Source organism: Patescibacteria group bacterium, from assembly GCA_038064855.1.
Taxonomy (GTDB): domain Bacteria; phylum Patescibacteriota; class Minisyncoccia; order Ryanbacterales; family GWA2-47-10b; genus SICQ01.
This window is the reverse complement of sequence record JBBTSE010000001.1, coordinates 32980-52626: the sequence shown is the minus strand read 5'-3', so window position 1 is coordinate 52626 and position 19647 is coordinate 32980. Positions and strand designations below refer to the sequence as shown.

At 45.5% G+C, this 19647-nt stretch carries 21 protein-coding genes; 19 read left to right on the top strand and 2 right to left on the bottom strand.

The genetic code is table 11. The features are described 5' to 3' along the window. The first annotated feature begins 4 nt into the window (after positions 1-4). From AAB417_00245 to AAB417_00200, 10 genes are read left to right on the top strand one after another with little or no spacing between them, the layout of a single operon-like run. Complete coding sequence (locus AAB417_00245; protein MEK7630450.1) at positions 5-163, top strand: DUF5989 family protein; 159 nt, start codon at positions 5-7, stop codon at positions 161-163. A 40-nt stretch (positions 164-203) separates the two neighbouring features. After that, positions 204-920 carry a glycosyltransferase family 2 protein gene (locus tag AAB417_00240; protein MEK7630449.1) on the top strand — a complete coding sequence of 239 codons (717 nt, stop codon included), beginning with the start codon at positions 204-206 and terminating at the stop codon, positions 918-920. Beyond that, positions 917-2236, top strand: coding sequence for a glycosyltransferase family 39 protein (locus AAB417_00235; protein MEK7630448.1), 1320 nt, complete (start codon positions 917-919; stop codon positions 2234-2236). Before AAB417_00240 ends, AAB417_00235 begins: the two co-directional genes overlap by 4 nt. Positions 2237-2240: 4 nt before the next feature. Next, positions 2241-3239: a glycosyltransferase gene (locus AAB417_00230; protein MEK7630447.1), complete on the top strand. Its 999-nt coding sequence runs from the start codon at positions 2241-2243 to the stop codon at positions 3237-3239. Further along, a complete protein-coding gene (locus AAB417_00225; GenBank protein MEK7630446.1) occupies positions 3236-3931 on the top strand; it encodes a polysaccharide deacetylase family protein in 696 nt (231 codons plus the stop codon). The genes AAB417_00230 and AAB417_00225 overlap by 4 nt, the downstream gene beginning before the upstream one ends. After that, a complete protein-coding gene (locus AAB417_00220; protein ID MEK7630445.1) occupies positions 3925-4656 on the top strand; it encodes a peptidoglycan bridge formation glycyltransferase FemA/FemB family protein in 732 nt (243 codons plus the stop codon). The genes AAB417_00225 and AAB417_00220 overlap by 7 nt, the downstream gene beginning before the upstream one ends. Continuing rightward, complete coding sequence (locus AAB417_00215; GenBank protein MEK7630444.1) at positions 4625-5650, top strand: glycosyltransferase; 1026 nt, start codon at positions 4625-4627, stop codon at positions 5648-5650. Before AAB417_00220 ends, AAB417_00215 begins: the two co-directional genes overlap by 32 nt. 6 nt (positions 5651-5656) lie before the next feature. Then, positions 5657-6661: an SGNH/GDSL hydrolase family protein gene (locus AAB417_00210; GenBank protein MEK7630443.1), complete on the top strand. Its 1005-nt coding sequence runs from the start codon at positions 5657-5659 to the stop codon at positions 6659-6661. Positions 6662-6663: 2 nt separating this feature from the next. Then, the gene (locus AAB417_00205) at positions 6664-7839 is read left to right on the top strand and encodes a hypothetical protein (GenBank protein MEK7630442.1); all 1176 of its coding nucleotides are present in this window, start codon (positions 6664-6666) and stop codon (positions 7837-7839) included. 8 nt (positions 7840-7847) lie between these two features. Continuing rightward, a complete protein-coding gene (locus tag AAB417_00200) occupies positions 7848-8474 on the top strand; it encodes a methyltransferase domain-containing protein (GenBank protein MEK7630441.1) in 627 nt (208 codons plus the stop codon). On the opposite strand, the gene AAB417_00195 is transcribed toward AAB417_00200, so the two are convergent. Beyond that, a complete protein-coding gene (locus tag AAB417_00195; protein ID MEK7630440.1) occupies positions 8475-9314 on the bottom strand; it encodes a class I SAM-dependent methyltransferase in 840 nt (279 codons plus the stop codon). It abuts the gene before it with no gap. 15 nt (positions 9315-9329) lie between these two features. Between AAB417_00195 and AAB417_00190 the strand changes: the two genes are divergently transcribed. Then, on the top strand, positions 9330-10274 hold the full coding sequence (locus tag AAB417_00190; protein ID MEK7630439.1) for a glycosyltransferase: 945 nt from the start codon (positions 9330-9332) through the stop codon (positions 10272-10274). Beyond that, positions 10271-11008, top strand: a complete 738-nt coding sequence (locus tag AAB417_00185) for a class I SAM-dependent methyltransferase (GenBank protein MEK7630438.1) — start codon at positions 10271-10273, stop codon at positions 11006-11008. The genes AAB417_00190 and AAB417_00185 overlap by 4 nt, the downstream gene beginning before the upstream one ends. Here AAB417_00185 and AAB417_00180 read toward each other — a convergent pair. Further along, a complete protein-coding gene (locus tag AAB417_00180) occupies positions 10971-12215 on the bottom strand; it encodes an oligosaccharide flippase family protein (GenBank protein ID MEK7630437.1) in 1245 nt (414 codons plus the stop codon). The two genes, AAB417_00185 and AAB417_00180, sit on opposite strands and share 38 nt — an antisense overlap. A 63-nt stretch (positions 12216-12278) precedes the next feature. On the opposite strand from AAB417_00180, the gene AAB417_00175 reads away from it, so the two are divergent. From AAB417_00175 to AAB417_00145, 7 genes are read left to right on the top strand one after another with little or no spacing between them, the layout of a single operon-like run. Continuing rightward, complete coding sequence (locus tag AAB417_00175; protein ID MEK7630436.1) at positions 12279-13010, top strand: class I SAM-dependent methyltransferase; 732 nt, start codon at positions 12279-12281, stop codon at positions 13008-13010. Continuing rightward, positions 12995-14326, top strand: coding sequence for a hypothetical protein (locus AAB417_00170; protein ID MEK7630435.1), 1332 nt, complete (start codon positions 12995-12997; stop codon positions 14324-14326). Before AAB417_00175 ends, AAB417_00170 begins: the two co-directional genes overlap by 16 nt. Positions 14327-14342: 16 nt before the next feature. Next, positions 14343-15335, top strand: coding sequence for a GDP-mannose 4,6-dehydratase (gene gmd, locus AAB417_00165; protein MEK7630434.1), 993 nt, complete (start codon positions 14343-14345; stop codon positions 15333-15335). A gap of 3 nt (positions 15336-15338) precedes the next feature. Beyond that, positions 15339-16274 carry a GDP-L-fucose synthase gene (locus AAB417_00160; GenBank protein ID MEK7630433.1) on the top strand — a complete coding sequence of 312 codons (936 nt, stop codon included), beginning with the start codon at positions 15339-15341 and terminating at the stop codon, positions 16272-16274. Beyond that, positions 16255-17676 (top strand): glycosyltransferase, encoded by a 1422-nt coding sequence (locus AAB417_00155; GenBank protein MEK7630432.1) that lies wholly within the window; start codon positions 16255-16257, stop codon positions 17674-17676. The genes AAB417_00160 and AAB417_00155 overlap by 20 nt, the downstream gene beginning before the upstream one ends. Then, positions 17673-18350, top strand: coding sequence for a class I SAM-dependent methyltransferase (locus AAB417_00150; protein ID MEK7630431.1), 678 nt, complete (start codon positions 17673-17675; stop codon positions 18348-18350). Before AAB417_00155 ends, AAB417_00150 begins: the two co-directional genes overlap by 4 nt. Before the next feature lies 1 nt (position 18351). Then, positions 18352-19632 carry a glycosyltransferase family 39 protein gene (locus AAB417_00145; GenBank protein ID MEK7630430.1) on the top strand — a complete coding sequence of 427 codons (1281 nt, stop codon included), beginning with the start codon at positions 18352-18354 and terminating at the stop codon, positions 19630-19632. Positions 19633-19647 lie beyond the last annotated feature (15 nt).

Here is a 19647-nt window from a genome sequence, read left to right as displayed (position 1 = left end):
TCGCATGTCAATGCTTGCATTTGCTCGCGAGGTATGGAGTTTTCTCAGAGAGAGAAAAAAGTGGTGGCTTGCGCCTATCATCATTTTTTTGGTGATCATGGGTATGTTGATCGTCTTATCTCAGGGATCAGCGGTGGCTCCATTTATCTATACTCTTTTCTAACAACGGAAACCGGGCTTCTCCGGTATGCGTTTTCTTACTTATGAAGGTGTCTATTATCATTCCTGTCTATAATGAGGAAAAGACCGTACAGTCTGTCATTGATACTGTGCAGGAGGCTTCTTTCGGTTTTGATGGCGATCGAGAAGTGATTGTTATCGACGATGGTTCGAAGGACGCTACCCCCAAACTCTTGGCTGGACGCTCCGATATCCGGCTTGTGCAAATGTCTCACAATCAGGGTAAAGGAGCTGCGCTCAAAAAAGGATTCGAGCTTGCCACAGGGGATATTCTACTCATCCAAGATGCTGACCTTGAATATAGTCCTAAGGACTATCCGGTTCTTTTAGAGCCGATCATAAGTGGCAGGGCAGACATAGTTTTTGGGTCGCGATTTCGTGGCGATTACCAGCGCGTGTTTTATTTTTGGCATCAGCTGGGCAACAATGTGCTGACACTTTTTTCAAATTTGTGCACCAATCTCAATCTTTCCGATATGGAGACTGGGTACAAAGTGTTTCGCAAGGAAGTTATCCAAACAATTACTCCAAAACTTAAATCAAAACGGTTCGGTATTGAACCTGAGTTGACGGCGCGCGTGGCTCGCGGCCGAAATGCTGATGGTAAACATTGGCGTATTTTTGAGGTGCCCATTAACTATTATGGCCGCACCTATGAAGAGGGGAAAAAGATAGGTTGGCGTGACGGGTTTGCTGCGCTTGCTGCTATTTTTTATTTTAACCTTATTGATAGATCATGATGAGGTCGCAGTATCGCGCTGTCATCATCATTGCGTGCTTATCAGCAATGTTGTCGCTTGCGTACGCCTTTTACTATCATGATCGTCCGCGCGCCGATGCGCTTGGCTATGATCGCATTGGGTGGAATCTCGCGCAGGGTAATGGGTATATCGAAGATGTAGCGAATATTGATCGTCCTGCGGAAGATTGGGCGATTAACCGCGTAGGGCCAGGGTACCAGTTTTTTCTCGCAGGCCTTTATTTTTTGTTTGGTCATCAGGTATGGGTGGTATGGGTCGCGCATGCGCTTTTGCGTGTGGTATCAACGGTACTTGTGTGGTTAATCGCACGTAAACTATTTCCTGACGATGCGCGTACAGCCTTGGTCGCCGCACTTCTCTTTGCGCTCTCGCCCGATTTTATTCTAGTTAGCGGACTCCTTCTCACCGAGACGCTTTATGCTGCGGTGATGCTGGCAGCGCTGCTCGGCGTGTTGGCTATCTTTGAGATCCGGCGACCCGCAACAGGTTTGACGCTTATCACGGGTTTCTTTTTTGCTGTAGCGCTTCTTGTACGTCCGACGACTCTTTTTGTAGTGATGCTTTTTTGCGCCATACTCATCTATCAGAAACGTTGGAGAGAGCTTGTCGCCTCACTCGTATTACCTATACTCATTGTCGGTTCGTGGTCGGTGTTTGCGACAATGCGTTTTGATCGGTTTATTTTGACGACGGGAGTTGGCGCGTATGATCTATGGGTAGGAAATAGCCCAGGTGCTACGGGTGGATTTGAAAAAACGCCGGAAGTGCAGGAAGCGCGCAATACTATGAGTCACAAAGAACTCGATGCGTATTCCAAGAAAAAATATTGGGAATTTTTCACCACTCAACCATTAGAATTCATGCAACTCCAGGTGCGTAAGACTACTTTATACTTTAGTACTCTGCGCCCAGGTGGGTATTGGCCACATCTGTATGCGCGTGCTATCGAATTGCGTGCAACGCTCGCAGCATCAATGCTCTGGACAATTGCGCTTTTTGTGGCGGGTATCGCAGGCGCTCTCGTGCTCTTCCAGACGCGCCAAGATCTCGGTATGCGTTTTTTGCTGGGAGCTGCACTTTTGCAGCCAATATCCGTCATCCCTCTCATTGTCGAGACGCGGTATCGCTACCCACTTCTTCTTTTGCTGATTTTTTTCGGTGCATATGCAATGACGCATTTGGGTAAGGCAAAGCAAGCTTTTTTATATGCGAGCATTGTGCTCAGTATAGCGACGTTCGGTGATTTTGTTTTTCACATGAGCGATATACTCGAAAAAGCGCGCCGCATTTTTTAATGATATGAATATTCTCTATATCACGCGCGCAAACCTTTCATTTTCTCGGGCGCATACTCAAAATATCTTAAAAACAGTAGAAGCTTTGCAGCGAAGCGGAGAGAGTGTCGAGCTTGTAGCAAAAAGCGACACTCTCGCACTTTTTGCTATGGTCATCAAGAAAAGAGCAGTATTCGATGTGCTTTATTTTCGCGATCCATATATATGGTGGATGGCATGGGTTGCGCGTTTTGTTTTGCATAAAAAAGTTATCTTTGAGGTGCATGGTAGCCATGAATGGCGCATGGGCGCGCCTTTTTGGCGCGTAGCACTTATGGCGAGCACTGCTGCTGTTTTTATTACTAAAAAACTTGCGGAGTATTATGGTTACCAAAAACCCTTTGCGGTGACACATACGAGCGGTGTTGAACTTGATTCTTTTAGTATGTCTCCAGAGACCCTGAATAATTTACGCGCATCACTAGGATTATCTTCCGAAGTACCTGTGCTCATGTATGCGGGTAGTTTTCTTTGGTACGATATTCAAGTACTTTTGAAGATGATGTTGCAGCTTAAGCATCATGCTCAACTCGTTGTTGTTGGTGCGAAAGCCTATGAAGAGCGAGAGCTTCAGATGCTCAGCAAATCGTTAGGCGTCAGCGAGCGTGTGTATATTGTCGGGCGGGTGACACCCGCAGCGCTGCCACCTTATCTATTGATTGCAGATATCCTTCTCAATCCACTGAAAATTTCCTATCCGAGCAGCATCTCTTCAAAACTTTATGAGTATCTTGCCGCAGGCAAGGCTATCGTATCAGCTAGGGGCGGGGCCAATGACGAAGTTATTGAGAATGATCGCAATGGCGTGCTGCTCGATGGTGTAGATCCGACGATTTGGGCGCGAACGATCGATGCGCTTTTGGATGACTCTGTAAGGCTGCGTCAGCTTGGTGATGCCGCGCGACAGGATTCCTTGCGTTATACTTGGGACACACGAGCAAAAAGCATCAAGGCTCTTCTATGAATACCTCTAAAACAATAATTGCAGAATTGTTATGGCAGACGGGTGTTGGCCCGCTTCTGCGCGTTTTGCGTGAGCCCAAGCGGCTCGCTGTTTGTTATCACAGTATTGCCGATAGCGGTCAGCATGATCATATTCGTATCGCCATAAAAGATTTTACTCGTCATATTGAATATCTTGCTGCACGCGGATATCGATTTGTAAAATTTTCCGAACTCATGAGTGCGCAAGACCGTGTCGCGGCTATTTACTTTGATGACGGGTTTCGTGATATGTTTGCCAATGCGAAGCCAATTCTTGAGCAAAAAAATATTCCAGCGACACTTTTTGTAACGACTTCATATGCAGATGGTTTGCATGATTCAGCAGTCTACGCATCATGGGATGAGATCGCTATGCTCGGTAAGAATTGGGAAATTGGATCGCATTCCGTGTCTCATCGTAAGCTAAACAAAATATCAAAAGAAGAAGTATACCAAGAGATGACCGAATCAAAAAAAATAATTGAAGCAAAGACGGGCAGGGTGGTGACGGCTTTTTCATATCCGCATGGTCGCGCGTCAACGGAGACCGAAGCCACCGCGCGTGATGTGGGTTATATAATGACGACCGGCGACCAGCATTTTCATAAAGTACGCCCCGACCCCGACGATTCGCTCGCGGTTTTTTATTGGAAGACGCTCAAGCTATGGTAATCGAGAGAAATTTTATTTTATCTCGCACGCTTCGCGTTATCCTTGATGACGCGGCTCTTGCGAGCGCACTCAAAGAAAAAAAACATGCATATATCACGGGCCTTTCGTATGATGGCGATCTTACGGGGAGTGATGCGAGTATTGCAAAAAAAACAAAGCAGACTATTGTTATCGAGCCTGACGCAATGACCGATGAGGAGATTATTGCTTCGTTTCGTGATACAACGCGCAACGAAGTGCGCAGAACATTTACTATACCCGAGCTCTCCTTTGTGCTCCCTGATGCAAATCATGAAGAAGCAGTGAATCTCTATAGCGAGTTCGAAGAAATGGGTGCGCGGCCCCCACGTCGAGCAGAGTATTTTCGAGAAAGTCTTTTCGCAGGCGCCTATTGGAAGAGGAAGCTTATCGCGAGTATTATTTGTTATGATGCCAAACCAGTTTTGCGAGTCAACGCGATTGTTTCAGTGCGCAAAGATGCTAGCGAGATAAGTAAACACGTGAGCTTTGCTACGCGTCGCCTTATCTTTGAGCTCATCCGATACGCACGCGATCATGGTTACAGACAAATCGATTTGGGTGGTATCAATACGACCGACGAGTCAAAAAAAGGTATTACCGCTTTCAAGATGTCATTTGGCGGGATGACGCGAGAAGAGTATACCTACACATATAAGAATTCATTATTTCGTTATGTCACTTCTTTTTTTTACAAAGGGCGATAAATTAGTAGGTTCCTCGCGTCAGCGCGTGTGGCTCATGGCCGAGCATCTTGAGCGCGCGTATGGGATCCAAAGCAAAATACTCTATCCGCGCATGGAGCAATTTGGCTCGTTTACTTTTTTGAAAAATACTATTCGCCAGCACGATGTATTGATCGTACACAAGTCTTTGTTTTCTTGGAAAACAATTCTCATTGTTCTGTACGGTAGATTTATTTTGGGCAAAGTATTGATATATGATCTCGATGATGCCGAATGGGTACACTTATACCTCAAAACAGTTTTGCTAGCAAGATGCGCGCATAAAGTGTTTGCGGGATCCGAGATTATTCAGCAATGGGTGCGCCGTCACAATAGGCGCGTTGTATTTATACCGACAGTCGTCGATGCTGGACTTTATGTGTCATTGCATGTTGAGCATCAGCAGCGTCAGGTAGCGACTATTGGTTGGGTGGGTACTGGCAAGGGGCATTTTCAAGACGGGCATTTTCATATGATTCGTTCCGCGCTTGATATGCTCGCGCGCGAGTCGTGTTTTCGCTTGGTTATCATTGGCAGTCAGAATCATCAACCACTCAAAGATTATTTTAGAGACGCAGCATTTGAGGTTGTTTTTGCGGACGAGCTTGATTGGTCGGATTCTAGCGCCGTGCCAGCGGCAATTCATGAATATCAGTTTGATGTGGGGTTGATGCCTACCAAGGATACGCCGTTTAATTGTGCGAAATGCGCATTCAAAGCGATAGAATATATGGCGTGCGGTGTGCCCGTGGTGGCAAGTCCTGTAGGCGAAAATGTCCGCGTAGTAGAAGACGGCGTGACAGGCTTTCACGCGCGTACTGACGCCCAGTGGCATGATACGATTATAAAATTACTTTCCGATAAAGAGCTCAGGATGCGTATGGGCCAGGCGGGCATGGATAGAGTACGAGAGATATATTCATATGAAAAGGTTATACCTGTGGTTAAAAATATTTTACAGGGCATGTTACAATAATCCTTTATGAAAGACAGCATAATTAAAAAAATACTTAAAATTCTTGCATTTTGTCTCTACACTGCTCTTTTTTGCTTTATCGCAGGGGAAGTCGGTGTTCGAACTTTCTATACTTATTTTTCGAACTACAACATGGAAATGTGGCGTTATGGCGCTTTAATTAAACAAGAGGTTGATCGCGAGGCATTGCCATTTTTTCATGCACCGAACAAAGAGGGCGATTTTTATGGCACAACCATTAAGACGAATTCGCTTGGTTTGCGAGATAATGAATATCCACAGCAAAAAAAATCTGATGTGCAACGTATCGTAATGCTGGGAGATTCTTTTACTCTTGGTTGGGGCGTTTCGTTCCCCGATATCTATTCAAAGCAGCTCGAACGCATGCTCAACGAAACGGGGAAGCGCTACGAAGTAATCAACTTCGGAGTAGGTAACTACAACAATAGTATGGAAAAGGAGCTATTCGATTGGAAGGGCGCTTCTCTTGATCCTGATATGATTATCCTTATGCACTTTGTCAATGATGCTGAACCAACCCCACGTGGTCATGGGCGTATTGGTAATTTTATGCGTAAGCATTCTTATTTTTTGGCACTTTTATTCGATCGTTATGCAAAAGTAAAGCCGTTGTTTGCGCACGATTTTCAATGGCAAGAGTATTATAAAAATCTCTATTTAGTAGACAATCAAAAAGCGCTCGATGAAAATACACGAGCTATTCGTGAGCTCATTGCTACATCACGCGAGAGTCGCGCTAAGTTTCTTCTAGTCAGCATTCCCGAACTCCACCAACTCAAAGAATATCCGTTTCCCGAAGTGACTATGTATGTTCGTGGTATCGCTGAGCAAGAAAAGGTACCCTTTTTGGATCTTTTGCCCGCCCTGAGCGTGCATTCTCCCGAGACGTTATGGGTAAGTGTTGAAGACACTCATGCGAACGCAAAGGCGAATAAAATTATTGCCGACGAGCTTTTTCGCGTTATTACCAAGGAACCTTCTCTACAGTAAGTATGCAAGACTTTTCCAGTAAACAGTGGTTGTATGGTGTAAGTGTTTTGTTCGGCGTTTGCATCTTACTTTTTGTTGTGACTGAACTATTTTTCCGGTTTTTCCTTCCACAAACACTCAACCCATTCGTCTACGATCCCATTATTGGTATGCGTCAACGGCCCGGCACTTTTGTGGCAGTAACGGATGGAGAGGTGCACTATAAACACGTAAACTCCGCAGGATTTGTCGACGAAGAAAGGACTAAAGAAAAGCCCAGTGGCACAAAGCGCATTGTTGTGTTGGGCAATTCATTTTCCCAGGCGAATCAAGTTGACGACGATAAAGACTTTGCGAGTGTGCTGCAAGCAAAACTGCAGAGCGAAGGATATTCGTATGAAGTATTAAATTTTGGTATTCGCGGCATGAGTGTGACTCAGCAGTATCTGACATTGCGGGAGTATGCGCTTGCCTATCATCCCGATATTGTCATTTTCGCCACCTCTTTTTTTAATGATGTGGCGGACAATGTGCCACAGCTTGGTACCCCCGTTCATCCATTTATTGTTTTTGAAAATGGTACAGAACGTTTTATATCGCCTCATAATCCGGCGCAGGGTTTCCCTTGGAGTTTTCTCCGTAATCATTTTCATGTATATCGGTGGGCGGTGCAAAAATATTTTTTGGTTAAAAGTAATATTAAGAACTTGGCCGCGAGAGACGCAGAACATGCAGCGGTAACGCGGGAAGAAACGCCCCTCGTTTTTTTCGAGACCTATAGCGAAAAGGCACAGGCGCGAAGTGAGTGGCAAGAAGCGTGGCGTATTAGTGAAGAGATGCTGAGACGATCAAAAAAACTATCCGAGGAGGCGGGCGCTAACTTCGTGTTGTTTATGATTCCAAATAGAGTTGAGATATACTCCGATGATTGGAAAAATCTACTTGACCAATCGGCGCAAAAATTTCCCCAACTCAAAAATGAATCATACAATTTAACGTTGCCGTATCAACAAGCGTCGCGTATCGGAGAAAATATCGGGACATTGCCTATCGATCCACATGATGTGTTTTTGCATCGAGCTGAGCAGGGAGAGCGGCTCTACATGCCCATTGATCATCATTTTAGTGTTCGTGGGCATGAGACTGTTGCCGAAGTACTTTTAGCAGCTTTTAAAGAGCGGGGCCTCCTTACTAAATAATAAGTATCATGGAACACAAAGAGTCGCCTGATCATTACGATGCCAAATATGATTCAAAGCGACGTTTCGTAAGTTATTGGTACCAAATTGGTGAGGTTTTGAAGTGCAAGCCGGCGCGCGTTCTCGAGATTGGTATTGGTAATAATTTTGTTGCCCGGTATTTGCGAGAGAAAGGACTTGATGTCACGACCGTTGATCATGACGAGCGGCTCCATCCCGATGTAGTTGCCGATATTCGATCGTTGCCGTTTGAGGATAGAGTATTTGATGTGGTGACTGCGTATGAGGTTATCGAACATCTTGAGTACAAAGATTTCCCCAGTGTGCTCAAAGAGCTGGCGCGTGTTTCATCAAAGAAGGTGATCATTTCATTGCCCGATGCCACTCGCGTAGGACGAATTGAGTTTCCGATACCAGGAGTTACGAAGATCCAATTGCTGGTGACTGTTCCCTTGTTTCCACGATCCCACAGCTTTACTAAAGGCGGGCATTTTTGGGAAATAGGCAAAAAGGACTATCCGCTATCGCGCGTTTTGCAAACGATGAAAGATTCTGGCCTCATCCTTGAGAGTACGTATCGTGTATATGAAAATCCTCATCATCGATTTTTTGTCTTGAAACGTGATACAAACTAACTATTTTTTTCCAGTCGCATTCATGGTGCTCGAAAGACCGAGCCATGAAATAGCATGAGCGGGGAGTGTAAATAGTCGCCAGATAGCACGCGGCCATTTTCTTTTTTTACCCGATCTCCAGAGCGACAAGCTTTGCAGAAAATATTTAGGCGAGGGGACAAATGAGGTATGTACCTCTGCAAATCCGTTTTCTTTCAACATGCGTGTGAGTGTGCGCGGGGTGAAGTGATAGAGGTGGCGCGGTGAGTCAATGTGATACCAGTATTGCCGAAAAAGCATACGCGAGAGACTACGGAAATTTGGTATGAGGACATGGAGCGTGCCGCCGGGTTTGAGGATGCGATTTATTTCTTTGATCATACTCGATGGATCATGTACGTGTTCGAGGACGTGATTCATATAGATCTCATCAAAAAAATCGTTTTCATACTTCGCATCATTCACCGAGCCATAGGATACGGGAAAGCCATATTGCTGGGCTTGGTGCACAGCACGCTCATCAAAATCAACGCCATAAAGAGCCCACGTCGGATATTTCTGAGCAAGCTCGAGGAGTAGATCGCCCCATCCACAGCCGACATCGAGCACGCGCCGTGTGGATTCTTTGGGTAGAGTATAGACGCGTCCATCTACGGTTTTTGTTTGGTGTGGACGGTAGTTATCAGGATAAAAATTGTTCATCTCGAAGGGCTCGGGCTGAGGATTGAGATAGGCGAACCCGCACCGATTGCACGTGACTAACGTAAAGCTATTTTGCGTTGTCTTATAGAGGAGGTCGTGAGTTTTGGTGTAGAGAGTTGATTGGTTGCCCCCGCAAAGATTACAATTTATCGATTTCATAGTAGTGTGTATAGTATGCCAGAAAGCAAGACTCAATCAAATATAAAACCGTTGGTGAGCGTTGCGCTTCCCGTGTTTAATCGTGCACCTATTATAGGGAGAACGATTGAGAGTATTCTTGCGCAAACTTTTCAAGATTTTGAGCTTATCATTGTTGATGATGGCTCAACTGACGGCATCGAGGGAGTCATGCGTGCATATGAGGACGATCGCATGCGATATGTTCGGCACGCGGAAAATAGAGGGCTTATGGCCGCTCGCAATACGGGCGTGCGGGAGTCTCTGGGGGTATTCTTGGCGTTTCAAGATTCTGACGATATATGGCACCCAAAAAAACTTGAAGAAGAAATAGCATTACTCCACGCCGCGCCATTGAGTGTAGGGGGTGTGTATTCGCGCGTGGAGAAGACTTATATAAATGGCAGTACCATGCGCATCCCAAGTGATGATCAGAAAACCGTTGATGGTAATTTACTCAAGGTATTTTTGCGCGGTGATTACTTTATTACTTTGCAGGCACTTTTAGTGAGAAGGGAGTGTATTGATCGAGTGGGCGCGTTCGATGAGAATTTTAAAGTTTTTGGTGATGGCGAATTTATTATTCGTTTTGCAAAACATTTTGAGTTTGTATACAATCCGAACATTCGCGTCTTGCTTAAGGTCCAAAATGATAGCATCTCACTTGACCAGAAAAAACGTCTTACAGCGAAAGAGCGATTGTTTGAAAAAGAACGGGAAACTTACAGTAGATTTCCAGGAATCTATGCTGCGAACGCATTTTCCCTGGGTCGTGCGTTTGCTTTTGCTGGTGACACGAGCAAAGCGAAAATTTTTATATGGGAAGCTATACGCGTGCGCCCTTGGCGATTCTCGTACTTTGTATTTTTTCTTCTTCTCGCATTAGGAGGTTCAGGGGGGGTACGGACGCTTGGCAAGTGGCTACAGAAATTACGTATATGAATCTTTCAGCATCGCAACAAGTACAAGAGCACGAATATGAATTCCCATACCATTGGTTTATTCGTAAGCATACTCGAAAAGGAGTTGTCTTTTATGGATACTGGAATCGTGCCATGTGTCTCGCAGGCGACCTTAAAGATAAGATGGTTCTCGACGCGGGTTGCGGAGATGGATATTTTGCGCACTTGCTGAGACTTGCCGGAGGAGATGTAACCGGTGTTGACTATTCAGCGCGATCTATAGCATTTGCAAAACTTCTCGATGAAACGGCTCACTTCGAAGTTGCGAATATTGCAAAGCTCTCATTTCCCGACGGATCGTTCGATGTTGTCTTTCTTATCGAAGTGCTCGAGCACTTAACTCCAGAAGAGCGCGATTTGATACTGAAAGAGTTGTCGCGCGTATTGAAGCCGGGAGGTAAGCTTATTGTATCGGCGCCCTCAACACGCATGAAGGTGATTGAAAAGCACGAAGAGCATTTTACCCCCGCAAGTTTTGAGACATTGTTCCGAAAATATTTTAAAAATATCCAGATTTACGGACAGGATCGAGACGATGTTATAGGAAGATTTTTTTGGCTGACATGGAAACTTTGGGATAATCGTTTGTGGCGGATTAAGCCATTGGCAGTATTTTGGACGGAAAAAATATATTCGCGCTTTATCAATACTGCGCAGCCGTTACAAGCAAAGCGACTTATCGGTGTTTTTGAAAAAGAAAAATCGGTAGCATAATATTGGTAATTCTGCCGATGATGCGCCCCGCAACCGCACCCCAAAGGCCATACGGATAGATGAGGAGTGCAAGCGCCACGATTTGAATAAGCGGTGAGATAATATTGTAGATATAGATTTTTTTAATATCCCCAGTTGCTTTCATGGCGGTATTAAAAATCGTAAAGGGGAAGATGACCAGTGAGAGTGCAAAGACTTGTGAAAGTAATACAGACTCGATATAGCGAGGGAACAATAGCTGGTAAATCCACGGAGCGGCAATGATATAGAGCAGTACGATGAGTGCGCTGATCGCTGTCGCGCGGAGCGCTTTTTTAAGAAGGGTATCCTGTAGGCCTACGGTATCTGGATGCGCCGCAATCTTGGGAAATGTCACATCAGCAAATGTACCCAAGAGAGATTTGATTTGCTCGGGAAGCGCTATCGCGAATGAATAGGTAGCGAGTGCTGCAGGCCCCAAAAACATATGGATGAGTACAGCGTCGAGATAATTTGCGACAGTTGCGGGTATATTCACGAGACTCAATTGGAGGCCATAGTGAATTGAGCCGGGTTCTATAGACACCTCTTTCGGTATTTTTCGTAGCGTTTGTAGATAAAAGAATATATTAGGCAATCCTTCACCAAGTGAATAGGCGGCAAGGAGTACAAGAAGGCTTGATGCTGGTGAGAGGCGAAAATAAAAGATAGCACCAATAGCCATGGCCATCGAACAGAAATAAAAGAGTTGATCGATGATATTGAGAATCGTTTTTGCGCGAAATTCTTTTTTACCATCAAAATATGCACGCCAATTGCCAAGGCCCTCTACCGCTGGTACGACGAGCGAGGCGATGATAAAGCCCCATGCAAGCGTTGTATCGCCCGTGATAAAAAAATATGATGCAATGCCAAACCCCACCAAACTGATCCCAAACGATCCAAAAAATATATATTTACTTCCTTGGCGAAAGGTTCCATCAAATCCGCGCGCAACGCTGCGGGTAATCGAAGTACCAATACCAGGTAACGCAAAAATACCTACGATGCTCAGAGCGCTCAATATATAACGGTAGTCACCATACACACTCTTTGGTAGAAACCTGGCATACGCAATCGAAAGAAAAAAAGCACTGCTCATTGTGGCAAGCTGTCCCAAACTGAGCCAGAAACTCCCGCGCGCGAGGTATGACACATTGAAGCCAAAGAGTCGTTCCATCTTGTTCATAAACGCCGCGAGCATGATATTTGTAATCTAGCATCCTATAAGGCTTTTTGCTATCGTTAGCGTATGGTGCGAGACTATCGTGATTCACATATTAGCCGAGAGAAAAGCCGCCACTATGAAGAAGATATCTATCGGAAAAATTCTTACGATGATGTTCTTTGGTGGTGGGAGCAGGATTTGTTGCGCGAGGAAATCACCCGTTTTAAAAAACAAGCCGGTTCGGTCTCGGCGCTCGATTTTGGCTGCGGTACCGGTCGTATCACTGCCATAGTTGAACAGATAGTCGAGCGTTCGGTAGGCGTTGATATCGCCGATTCCATGCTGGAGTACGCGCGTGCCAAACTGATACGCACTGAACTCATCTCTGCCGATCTTACAAAAAATGATGTACTCAAAGGCCGTGAGTTTCAGCTTATTACTGCGTTTCGCGTGTTTCTCAATTCGTCGCCGCAACTGCGAGATGAGATGCTTGTAGTATTGGTGCCCAAGCTCACACATGATGGGCGTATGATTTTTAACATGCACGGCAATATTTGGAGTCATCGTATATTTACAAAAATATATTTCTGGTTGCGTGGCCGTCAGCTCAATACAAGTTCATATTGGCATGCAGGTCGCATGATGGCATCACACGGATTCATGATAGAGCGATTCTATGGGTTTGGTATGATTCCTAAAATCTTTTATCGTATATTCGGTGTACGTTCTATGTTCGCACTTGATCGTATGTTGTCAGCTCTTCCGCTCATGAAATATATTTCATTCGATCTCGTGTTTGTATGCAAAAAAAACTAGTTGCGGCAGGCATCGTCATACTCGGTCTTACGACGAGCGTTGTCGTAGGCGTTGTTGGTGGCACCTTGGCGCTTAGCAATTTTTCTCAGTACCGCGATGACTCCCGCTTCTATAATGAAAAAGCGTTTAGTTTGCTTGACCAAGGATCGTTTTGTGATGATACAAGCGAATTTCGTAAGCCCCCAGTCTATTCGCTGTTTTTAGCGGGAGCTTACGGTACGCTGGGACGCCGTCCGCACTCGGTTTGGTTGTTGCAGGCAGGGCTGTTAATACTCACTATTCTTATTCTTTTATCGATAAGTAGGATATTTTTTTCAGGGCCGCTTGTATATCTTATGCCGCTTTTGTTTTCTCTGGCATGGTGGGAGCTTTTTTATGTTTTTAAAATCGGTTCTGACCTCCTTGCTATCACATTGCTGGCGGGAGGCGTACTATTGACTCTGCGCTCACTCGGCAAATTTTCTTACCGAGGTGCCGTTGCGTGGGGTTTGTTATTTGCTATTTTGATTTTGACCAAACCCGTTGTTTTGTACGCGATACCGTTTTTGTTGGCTATTGCTTTTTGGGAGCAGAGGCGGCAGGGAGTGGTTGCGCTTCTCATGATCATACTACTGGTGGGTGGATGGATGGCGCGCAATCAGATTTTATTTGACGACTATCAAATCGAACAGACGGGGCATATTGTTTGGGTGCGCGGCGTGTTCGCGCAGTCATCGTGGCATGATTTTGCTGCTTATAGTATTTCAGCGATAGCAGGCGATTATGTGGCCGATCTTGTGTTCCCAGGATATGCTTTGCGTCCGCTGCCTGGCGAGATCAATGGAAGTGTCAAACGTATATGGGAAGAGTGGCGTACTGCAGGAAAGACTGATTTTGAGATTGACAAAGAATTCCTTGCCCAGGGTGTTGCTATGCTTCGTGCGCATCCAGTTGGTTCTTTAGTGATGAGTGCCCCGGCATTCTTTGAGCTTAACGCGCCCAGTAACCATCGTGGATTTCCGATGACGCATTTTTTGACGGGTACGCGGGAGCATCTACCTATCGTAGTGAAGCTCGGTCTTATTGTTCTGGTGCGTGGCGTATGGTTTTTATTTCTTGCCGTTGTTGTCTATGGCATGTGGGATTGGGGTATTGTGACTGATCGCCGGTTGATGTTTTTAGCAGTACTCCTCGTTTACTTTAATATCATGCACGCACTTATTATTATTCCTATGGAGACGCGGTATTTAGCGCCCGTTGTCCCAATATATTTTTTCTTTTTTGCACGAGGCGCAGGGAAGGCGTCAGGGTTATATAGACAAAAGGCGCACGCGTGATATTATTTTTTCACCTATGAAAAAAGCGCTTATCACGGGTATCACGGGGCAAGATGGTTCATATCTTGCCGAGTTTCTTCTAGAAAGGGGATATCAGGTACACGGCCTTATGCGGCGTTCAAGCTCGCTCAATACTTCGCGAATCGATCATTTGCATCATGATATTCACGAAAAAGGGGGTAATTTATTTTTGCATTACGCGGATCTTACTGATGCAAGTTCTATCAATCATTTGGTGCGTACCGTCCGCCCTGACGAGGTGTATCACTTGGGTGCGCAAAGTCATGTGCGCGTTAGTTTTGATGTGCCTGAATATACTGGCAATGTAACTGCGCTTGGCACATTGCGTATGCTTGATGCGATTCGCGATGCAGGGTTAGAGGGCACCAAGTTTTATCAGGCATCAAGCTCTGAGATGTACGGTATGGTGCAGGAGACTCCGCAAAAGGAAACTACGCCGTTTTATCCTCGCAGTCCGTATGCGGTAGCAAAAGTATATGCGTACTGGATCGCGGTTAATTATCGCGAGGCGTACAATCTGTTTGTATGCAATGGGATACTATTTAATCATGAAAGCCCACGCCGGGGCGAGACATTTGTGACGCGGAAAATCACCATGGGTATCGCAAATATTTTAGCAGGCAAGCAAGAAAAACTTTACATGGGTAATCTGGAGGCAAAGCGTGACTGGGGATACGCGCCCGATTATGTCGAGGCAATGTATCGTATGATGCAACACCCAACTCCAGGTGATTATGTAGTTGCTACGGGTGAGACGCACACCGTGCGTGAGTTCATCGAAGAAGTGTTTGGTCTGGCAGGGCTTGATTGGAAAAAATATGTAGAGATCGATAATCGTTATTTGCGTCCGACAGAGACTGATATATTGATTGGAGATTACTCGAAGGCAAAACGCGAGCTCGGTTGGGAGCCGAAGGTAACGTTTAAGGAGTTGGCACACATCATGCTCGAAGCTGATTGCAAGGCAGTTGGCATAGAGCTTAAGTGATTTATGGACATTCAAGATAAGAAAATTCTAGTGACAGGAGGGGCGGGGTTTCTCGGATCATTTGTTGTCGAAGAATTGCTGCGATCAGGGGTAAAAAAAGAAAATATTTTTATCCCGCGTTCTGCTGATCACGATCTTCGCGACAAGGCAGTTTGTCAAAAGGTGGTCGCGGGGCAGGATATGGTGATTCATTTGGCAGCAAATGTTGGAGGGATTGGCTATAATCGAGAAAAGCCAGGCGAGCTTTTCTATGACAATCTTGTCATGGGGGCGCAAATACTCGATGCGGCTCATCGAGCGGGTGTTCAGAAATTTGTAGGACTCGCTACTATTTGTAGCTATCCAAAATTTACTCCCGTGCCATTTCGAGAAGAAGACATATGGAGCGGATATCCGGAAGAAACAAACGCTCCCTACGGGCTTGCAAAAAAAATGTTGCTCGTACAGGCGCAGGCTTATAGATCTCAGTACAATTTTAATGCGGTGACTCTTTTCCCGGTCAATTTATATGGACCGCGCGACAATTTTAATCCAGATTCTTCTCATGTAATTCCTGCGTTGATTCGTAAGGCAATCGAGGCGCGGGATAGCGGCAAAGCATATATCGAGGCGTGGGGGACGGGTATTCCGACGCGTGAGTTTTTGTATGTTGAAGATGCGGCGCGCGCTATCGTGCAGGTAGCGCAGCATTATGATAAACCTGATCCGATAAACCTTGGATCTGGTATGGAAATATCAATCAAAGATTTGACGGAGAAGGTTTGCAAGCTCGTCGGATTCAAGGGCGAAATTAAATGGGATAACTCAAAGCCTGATGGTCAGCCGCGACGGATGCTCGATACATCTAAGGCAGAGAAAGAGTTTGGATTTCGTGCAACAACGAACTTCGATGAGGGTCTCGCAAAAACAATCCAATGGTATGAATCCCACACAAGCTAAAAAACAATCACTCGTTGAATATTTTGATCGTATCGCGCCTGCGCGCGACCGTTGGAGGGCGCGCAATAGTTATTATCACGCTGAACTTTTGCGATTGTTACGTTTTTTTGTACCTGCGCATGCGCAGGTACTTGATATCGGTGCGGGTACGGGCGATCTTCTTGCTAGTCTTGAGCCTGCACGCGGTGTAGGCGTTGATATTAGTCCCAAGATGGTAGTGGAAGCGAAGACAAAACATCCAAAACTCGAATGGCAAGTTGCTGATGCTGAAGCGCTCGCGCTTGGCGAACGTTTTGATTATGTCATTATGTCTGATCTCATCAGTTCGCTCGATGATATTGAAAAAGCTTTTTATGCGCTCAACGGGGTCAGCCACTCACGTACGCGCGTGATTGTGACCTACTATAATTATTTCTGGGAACCGATGTTACGCGCAGCAGAGTCTTTGGGTCTCAAGGCACGTCAGCCTTTGCAAAATTGGCTCTCACCCAAAGATATCGAAAACATGATGCACTTGGCGGGCTTCGAGGCTATCAAATCAGGAACCAAGATGTCTCTACCGTTTTATATTCCGCTCGTCTCGGCATTTATGAATAAAATTATTGGCAATTTACCGCTCCTTTCTCGGTTGGGATTGGTGCACTACATTGTCGCACGCCCACGCCCGCAGGATACCAAGGACCATTCGGTATCAATTATCATCCCTGCGCGCAATGAGCGGGGCAACATTGAAGACGCGATTTTGCGCATACCAAACTTTGGTACCTATCAGGAAATTATTTTCATCGAAGGACATTCAAATGATGGCACGGGTGATGAGATCAAGCGCGTCGCCGAAAAATACGCAGGCCGGCGCAATATTCGTTTTGCCGAGCAACAAGGTAGGGGCAAGGGGGATGCGGTGCGTCTCGGATTTGAAATGGCCAAGGGCGAGATATTGATGATTCTTGATGCTGACCTTACTATGCCTCCCGAAGATTTGCCAAAGTTTTACCGCGCGATTGCATCAGGCAGGGGGGAGTTTATTAACGGTTCGCGTCTTGTCTACCCGCTCGAAGAAGAATCGATGCGCTTTCTCAATATCTTGGGCAATAAGTTTTTTAGTATCATGTTTTCGTGGTTGTTAGGTCAGCGACTCAAAGATACACTTTGCGGTACCAAAGTGCTTTTCAAGTCTGACTATGAGAAGATCGCTTTGGGGCGTTCATATTTCGGCGATTTTGATCCGTTTGGTGATTTTGATCTGCTGTTTGGTGCGGCAAAGCTTAATCTCAAAATTGTAGAAATACCTATTCGTTATCAGGCACGCACTTACGGGGCAACAAATATTCAACGCTGGCGACATGGGTGGCTTCTTCTTAAAATGACATTTTTTGCTATGCACAAAATAAAATTTATATGAGCGGATCGGTTGCAGAACATTTCGACGAGGTCGCTGCCTCATATGATTTCTGGAAGAAGAAAAACTTTTACTATTACGATTCTCTCAAATCATTGTGCCGATCCTACGTCCCCAAAGGAAGCGTGGTCACAGAGATCGGTTGTGGTACGGGAGATATCCTTGTGGCGCTCGAGCCTTCTCATGGGATTGGGGTTGATGTGAGTTCGCAGATGATAGAAATCGCCAAGAAAAAATATGCTACACATTCCGCACTTACTTTTGAAGTGGGAGATATTTGTACGATGCAACAAAAAATTGATGCGCCGTTTGTCGTTATGACTGATGTGCTCGAGCATGTGGGAGACTCAGCAAAGTGTATGGGCAATCTTGCGCGCTTGCTTACTCCTTCTACGCGTATCATTGTTACCCTTGCCAATCCTTTTTGGGAGCCAGTATTGGAGGTCGCTGAAAAATTCGGTATGAAAATGCCCGAAGGTCCCCATGAGCGTATTACTATTGCTCAAAATGAAAAGATATTTGCAGAGAAAGGTTTTTGTATTGTTGAGAAAGGGTATCAACTTTTGATACCAAAAAAGGTACCTGGCGCTGATTGGCTCAATACACGTTTTTATCGGTGGCCACTTGTGCGGCGATTCGGATTTGTAATCTTTTGGGTTCTTGAGTATGAAGGATAGCGTGTTTGAGCGGAAAATTTTTTGGCTGGTAGTTGCCATTCGTATCGCGGTACTCATTGGTATTGTTGTGATTTTCGGCGCCGACCGGCTCTTGTGGAGCGACTCATTTGTGTATCGTGATTTGGCACAGTCGATTGCGTCTGGCATGAGGTATACTGATTCGCTTCGTACGCCATTGTATCCAATCGTTCTCAGCTTGTTTGTGGGCTGGGGAGCGTGGGGGTTAGCAACCATCGTTGCTGTGCAGGCGTTTCTTGCCGCGCTCACAAGCGTATTTATATTTCGCATTGCCAGATGGTTTGTGCGGCCGTATCCTGCGGCCGCGGCGGCCGTGTTGTTTGCTGCCGAACCTTTGAGTATATTGTTGGGTGCGCTGATTTTGCCTGAGACATTTTTACTCTTTTTTCTCGTTTTGTTTTGTTATTGGTTTATGCGCGGATACCGCGAAGAGCGCTCGCTTTTTTTGGCATACTCAGCAATCGCCTTAGGGTGTGCAATCTTGGTAAAGCCAGTAGCACTCTACTTGTGGGTGATACCTGTTGCATTTCTTTTGTATGCAAAGCATACGAGACAAGCTTTGGTGTATGGAGGGCTTATATTCGCGCTTGTATTGCCATGGATGGTGCACAACAAACTTGTTTTTAATACATTTGCCGTCACCACTCATGACACGGTGAGTGTGTGCGGATATCTTTTAACGTCCGTCTTTGCGTCTGAGTTTGGTAAAGATCCGAGCAATATGGATGTTGCTATTTTTCCGCCTAAGTTTCTGGATGCGCAGGCGCGCTGTACCAGTAGTAGTATGGGTATACGTATTGCCATGTTTGAATATCCTGCAAGTTTCATAAAAACAATGATGTTGAGTTCTGCTGCTTTTTTGACCAACGAAGGATATGGTGCTTTTTTTCAAAAAGCACCAGAAGAATCTATTAAGGCGCATCATAACTATTTGACGCCCGTTGTGTTTGCCGATGTCCAGTGGCGCCGCAATATCGTAGGAGCAGCGCGCGAATTGTCTGTACCCGAACTTTTAGCAGTTCTTGGCGGAAAATTGTTTTGGGTTATCGTCTGTTTGTTGGCGTTTATGGGTATGTACAGTGCATTGAGAGATTTTGATATGCGTCCATATGCGTTGTTTCTTATTTTAGTTCTGCTTTATTTTATAGGTATCACAGTATTGAGTACGGCTTTTGGTGTAGGTGCACGTTTGCGTTATCCGATTACCCCTATACTTTTTGTTTTTGCAGTACTGTGTCTTGTCAGACGATATAAATTTGTCTAACCTGAGAAAACTTAT

Bases quoted from the DNA above. Each gene is read 5' to 3' on its own strand.
- AAB417_00245 (MEK7630450.1), top strand. From the start codon at position 5: ATGTCAATGCTTGCATTTGCTCGCGAGGTATGGAGTTTTCTCAGAGAG.
- AAB417_00240 (MEK7630449.1), top strand. From the start codon at position 204: ATGAAGGTGTCTATTATCATTCCTGTCTATAATGAGGAAAAGACCGTA.
- AAB417_00235 (MEK7630448.1), top strand. From the start codon at position 917: ATGATGAGGTCGCAGTATCGCGCTGTCATCATCATTGCGTGCTTATCA.
- AAB417_00230 (MEK7630447.1), top strand. From the start codon at position 2,241: ATGAATATTCTCTATATCACGCGCGCAAACCTTTCATTTTCTCGGGCG.
- AAB417_00225 (MEK7630446.1), top strand. From the start codon at position 3,236: ATGAATACCTCTAAAACAATAATTGCAGAATTGTTATGGCAGACGGGT.
- AAB417_00220 (MEK7630445.1), top strand. From the start codon at position 3,925: ATGGTAATCGAGAGAAATTTTATTTTATCTCGCACGCTTCGCGTTATC.
- AAB417_00215 (MEK7630444.1), top strand. From the start codon at position 4,625: ATGTCACTTCTTTTTTTTACAAAGGGCGATAAATTAGTAGGTTCCTCG.
- AAB417_00210 (MEK7630443.1), top strand. From the start codon at position 5,657: ATGAAAGACAGCATAATTAAAAAAATACTTAAAATTCTTGCATTTTGT.
- AAB417_00205 (MEK7630442.1), top strand. From the start codon at position 6,664: ATGCAAGACTTTTCCAGTAAACAGTGGTTGTATGGTGTAAGTGTTTTG.
- AAB417_00200 (MEK7630441.1), top strand. From the start codon at position 7,848: ATGGAACACAAAGAGTCGCCTGATCATTACGATGCCAAATATGATTCA.
- AAB417_00195 (MEK7630440.1), bottom strand. From the start codon at position 9,314: ATGAAATCGATAAATTGTAATCTTTGCGGGGGCAACCAATCAACTCTC.
- AAB417_00190 (MEK7630439.1), top strand. From the start codon at position 9,330: ATGCCAGAAAGCAAGACTCAATCAAATATAAAACCGTTGGTGAGCGTT.
- AAB417_00185 (MEK7630438.1), top strand. From the start codon at position 10,271: ATGAATCTTTCAGCATCGCAACAAGTACAAGAGCACGAATATGAATTC.
- AAB417_00180 (MEK7630437.1), bottom strand. From the start codon at position 12,215: ATGAACAAGATGGAACGACTCTTTGGCTTCAATGTGTCATACCTCGCG.
- AAB417_00175 (MEK7630436.1), top strand. From the start codon at position 12,279: ATGGTGCGAGACTATCGTGATTCACATATTAGCCGAGAGAAAAGCCGC.
- AAB417_00170 (MEK7630435.1), top strand. From the start codon at position 12,995: ATGCAAAAAAAACTAGTTGCGGCAGGCATCGTCATACTCGGTCTTACG.
- gmd (MEK7630434.1), top strand. From the start codon at position 14,343: ATGAAAAAAGCGCTTATCACGGGTATCACGGGGCAAGATGGTTCATAT.
- AAB417_00160 (MEK7630433.1), top strand. From the start codon at position 15,339: ATGGACATTCAAGATAAGAAAATTCTAGTGACAGGAGGGGCGGGGTTT.
- AAB417_00155 (MEK7630432.1), top strand. From the start codon at position 16,255: ATGAATCCCACACAAGCTAAAAAACAATCACTCGTTGAATATTTTGAT.
- AAB417_00150 (MEK7630431.1), top strand. From the start codon at position 17,673: ATGAGCGGATCGGTTGCAGAACATTTCGACGAGGTCGCTGCCTCATAT.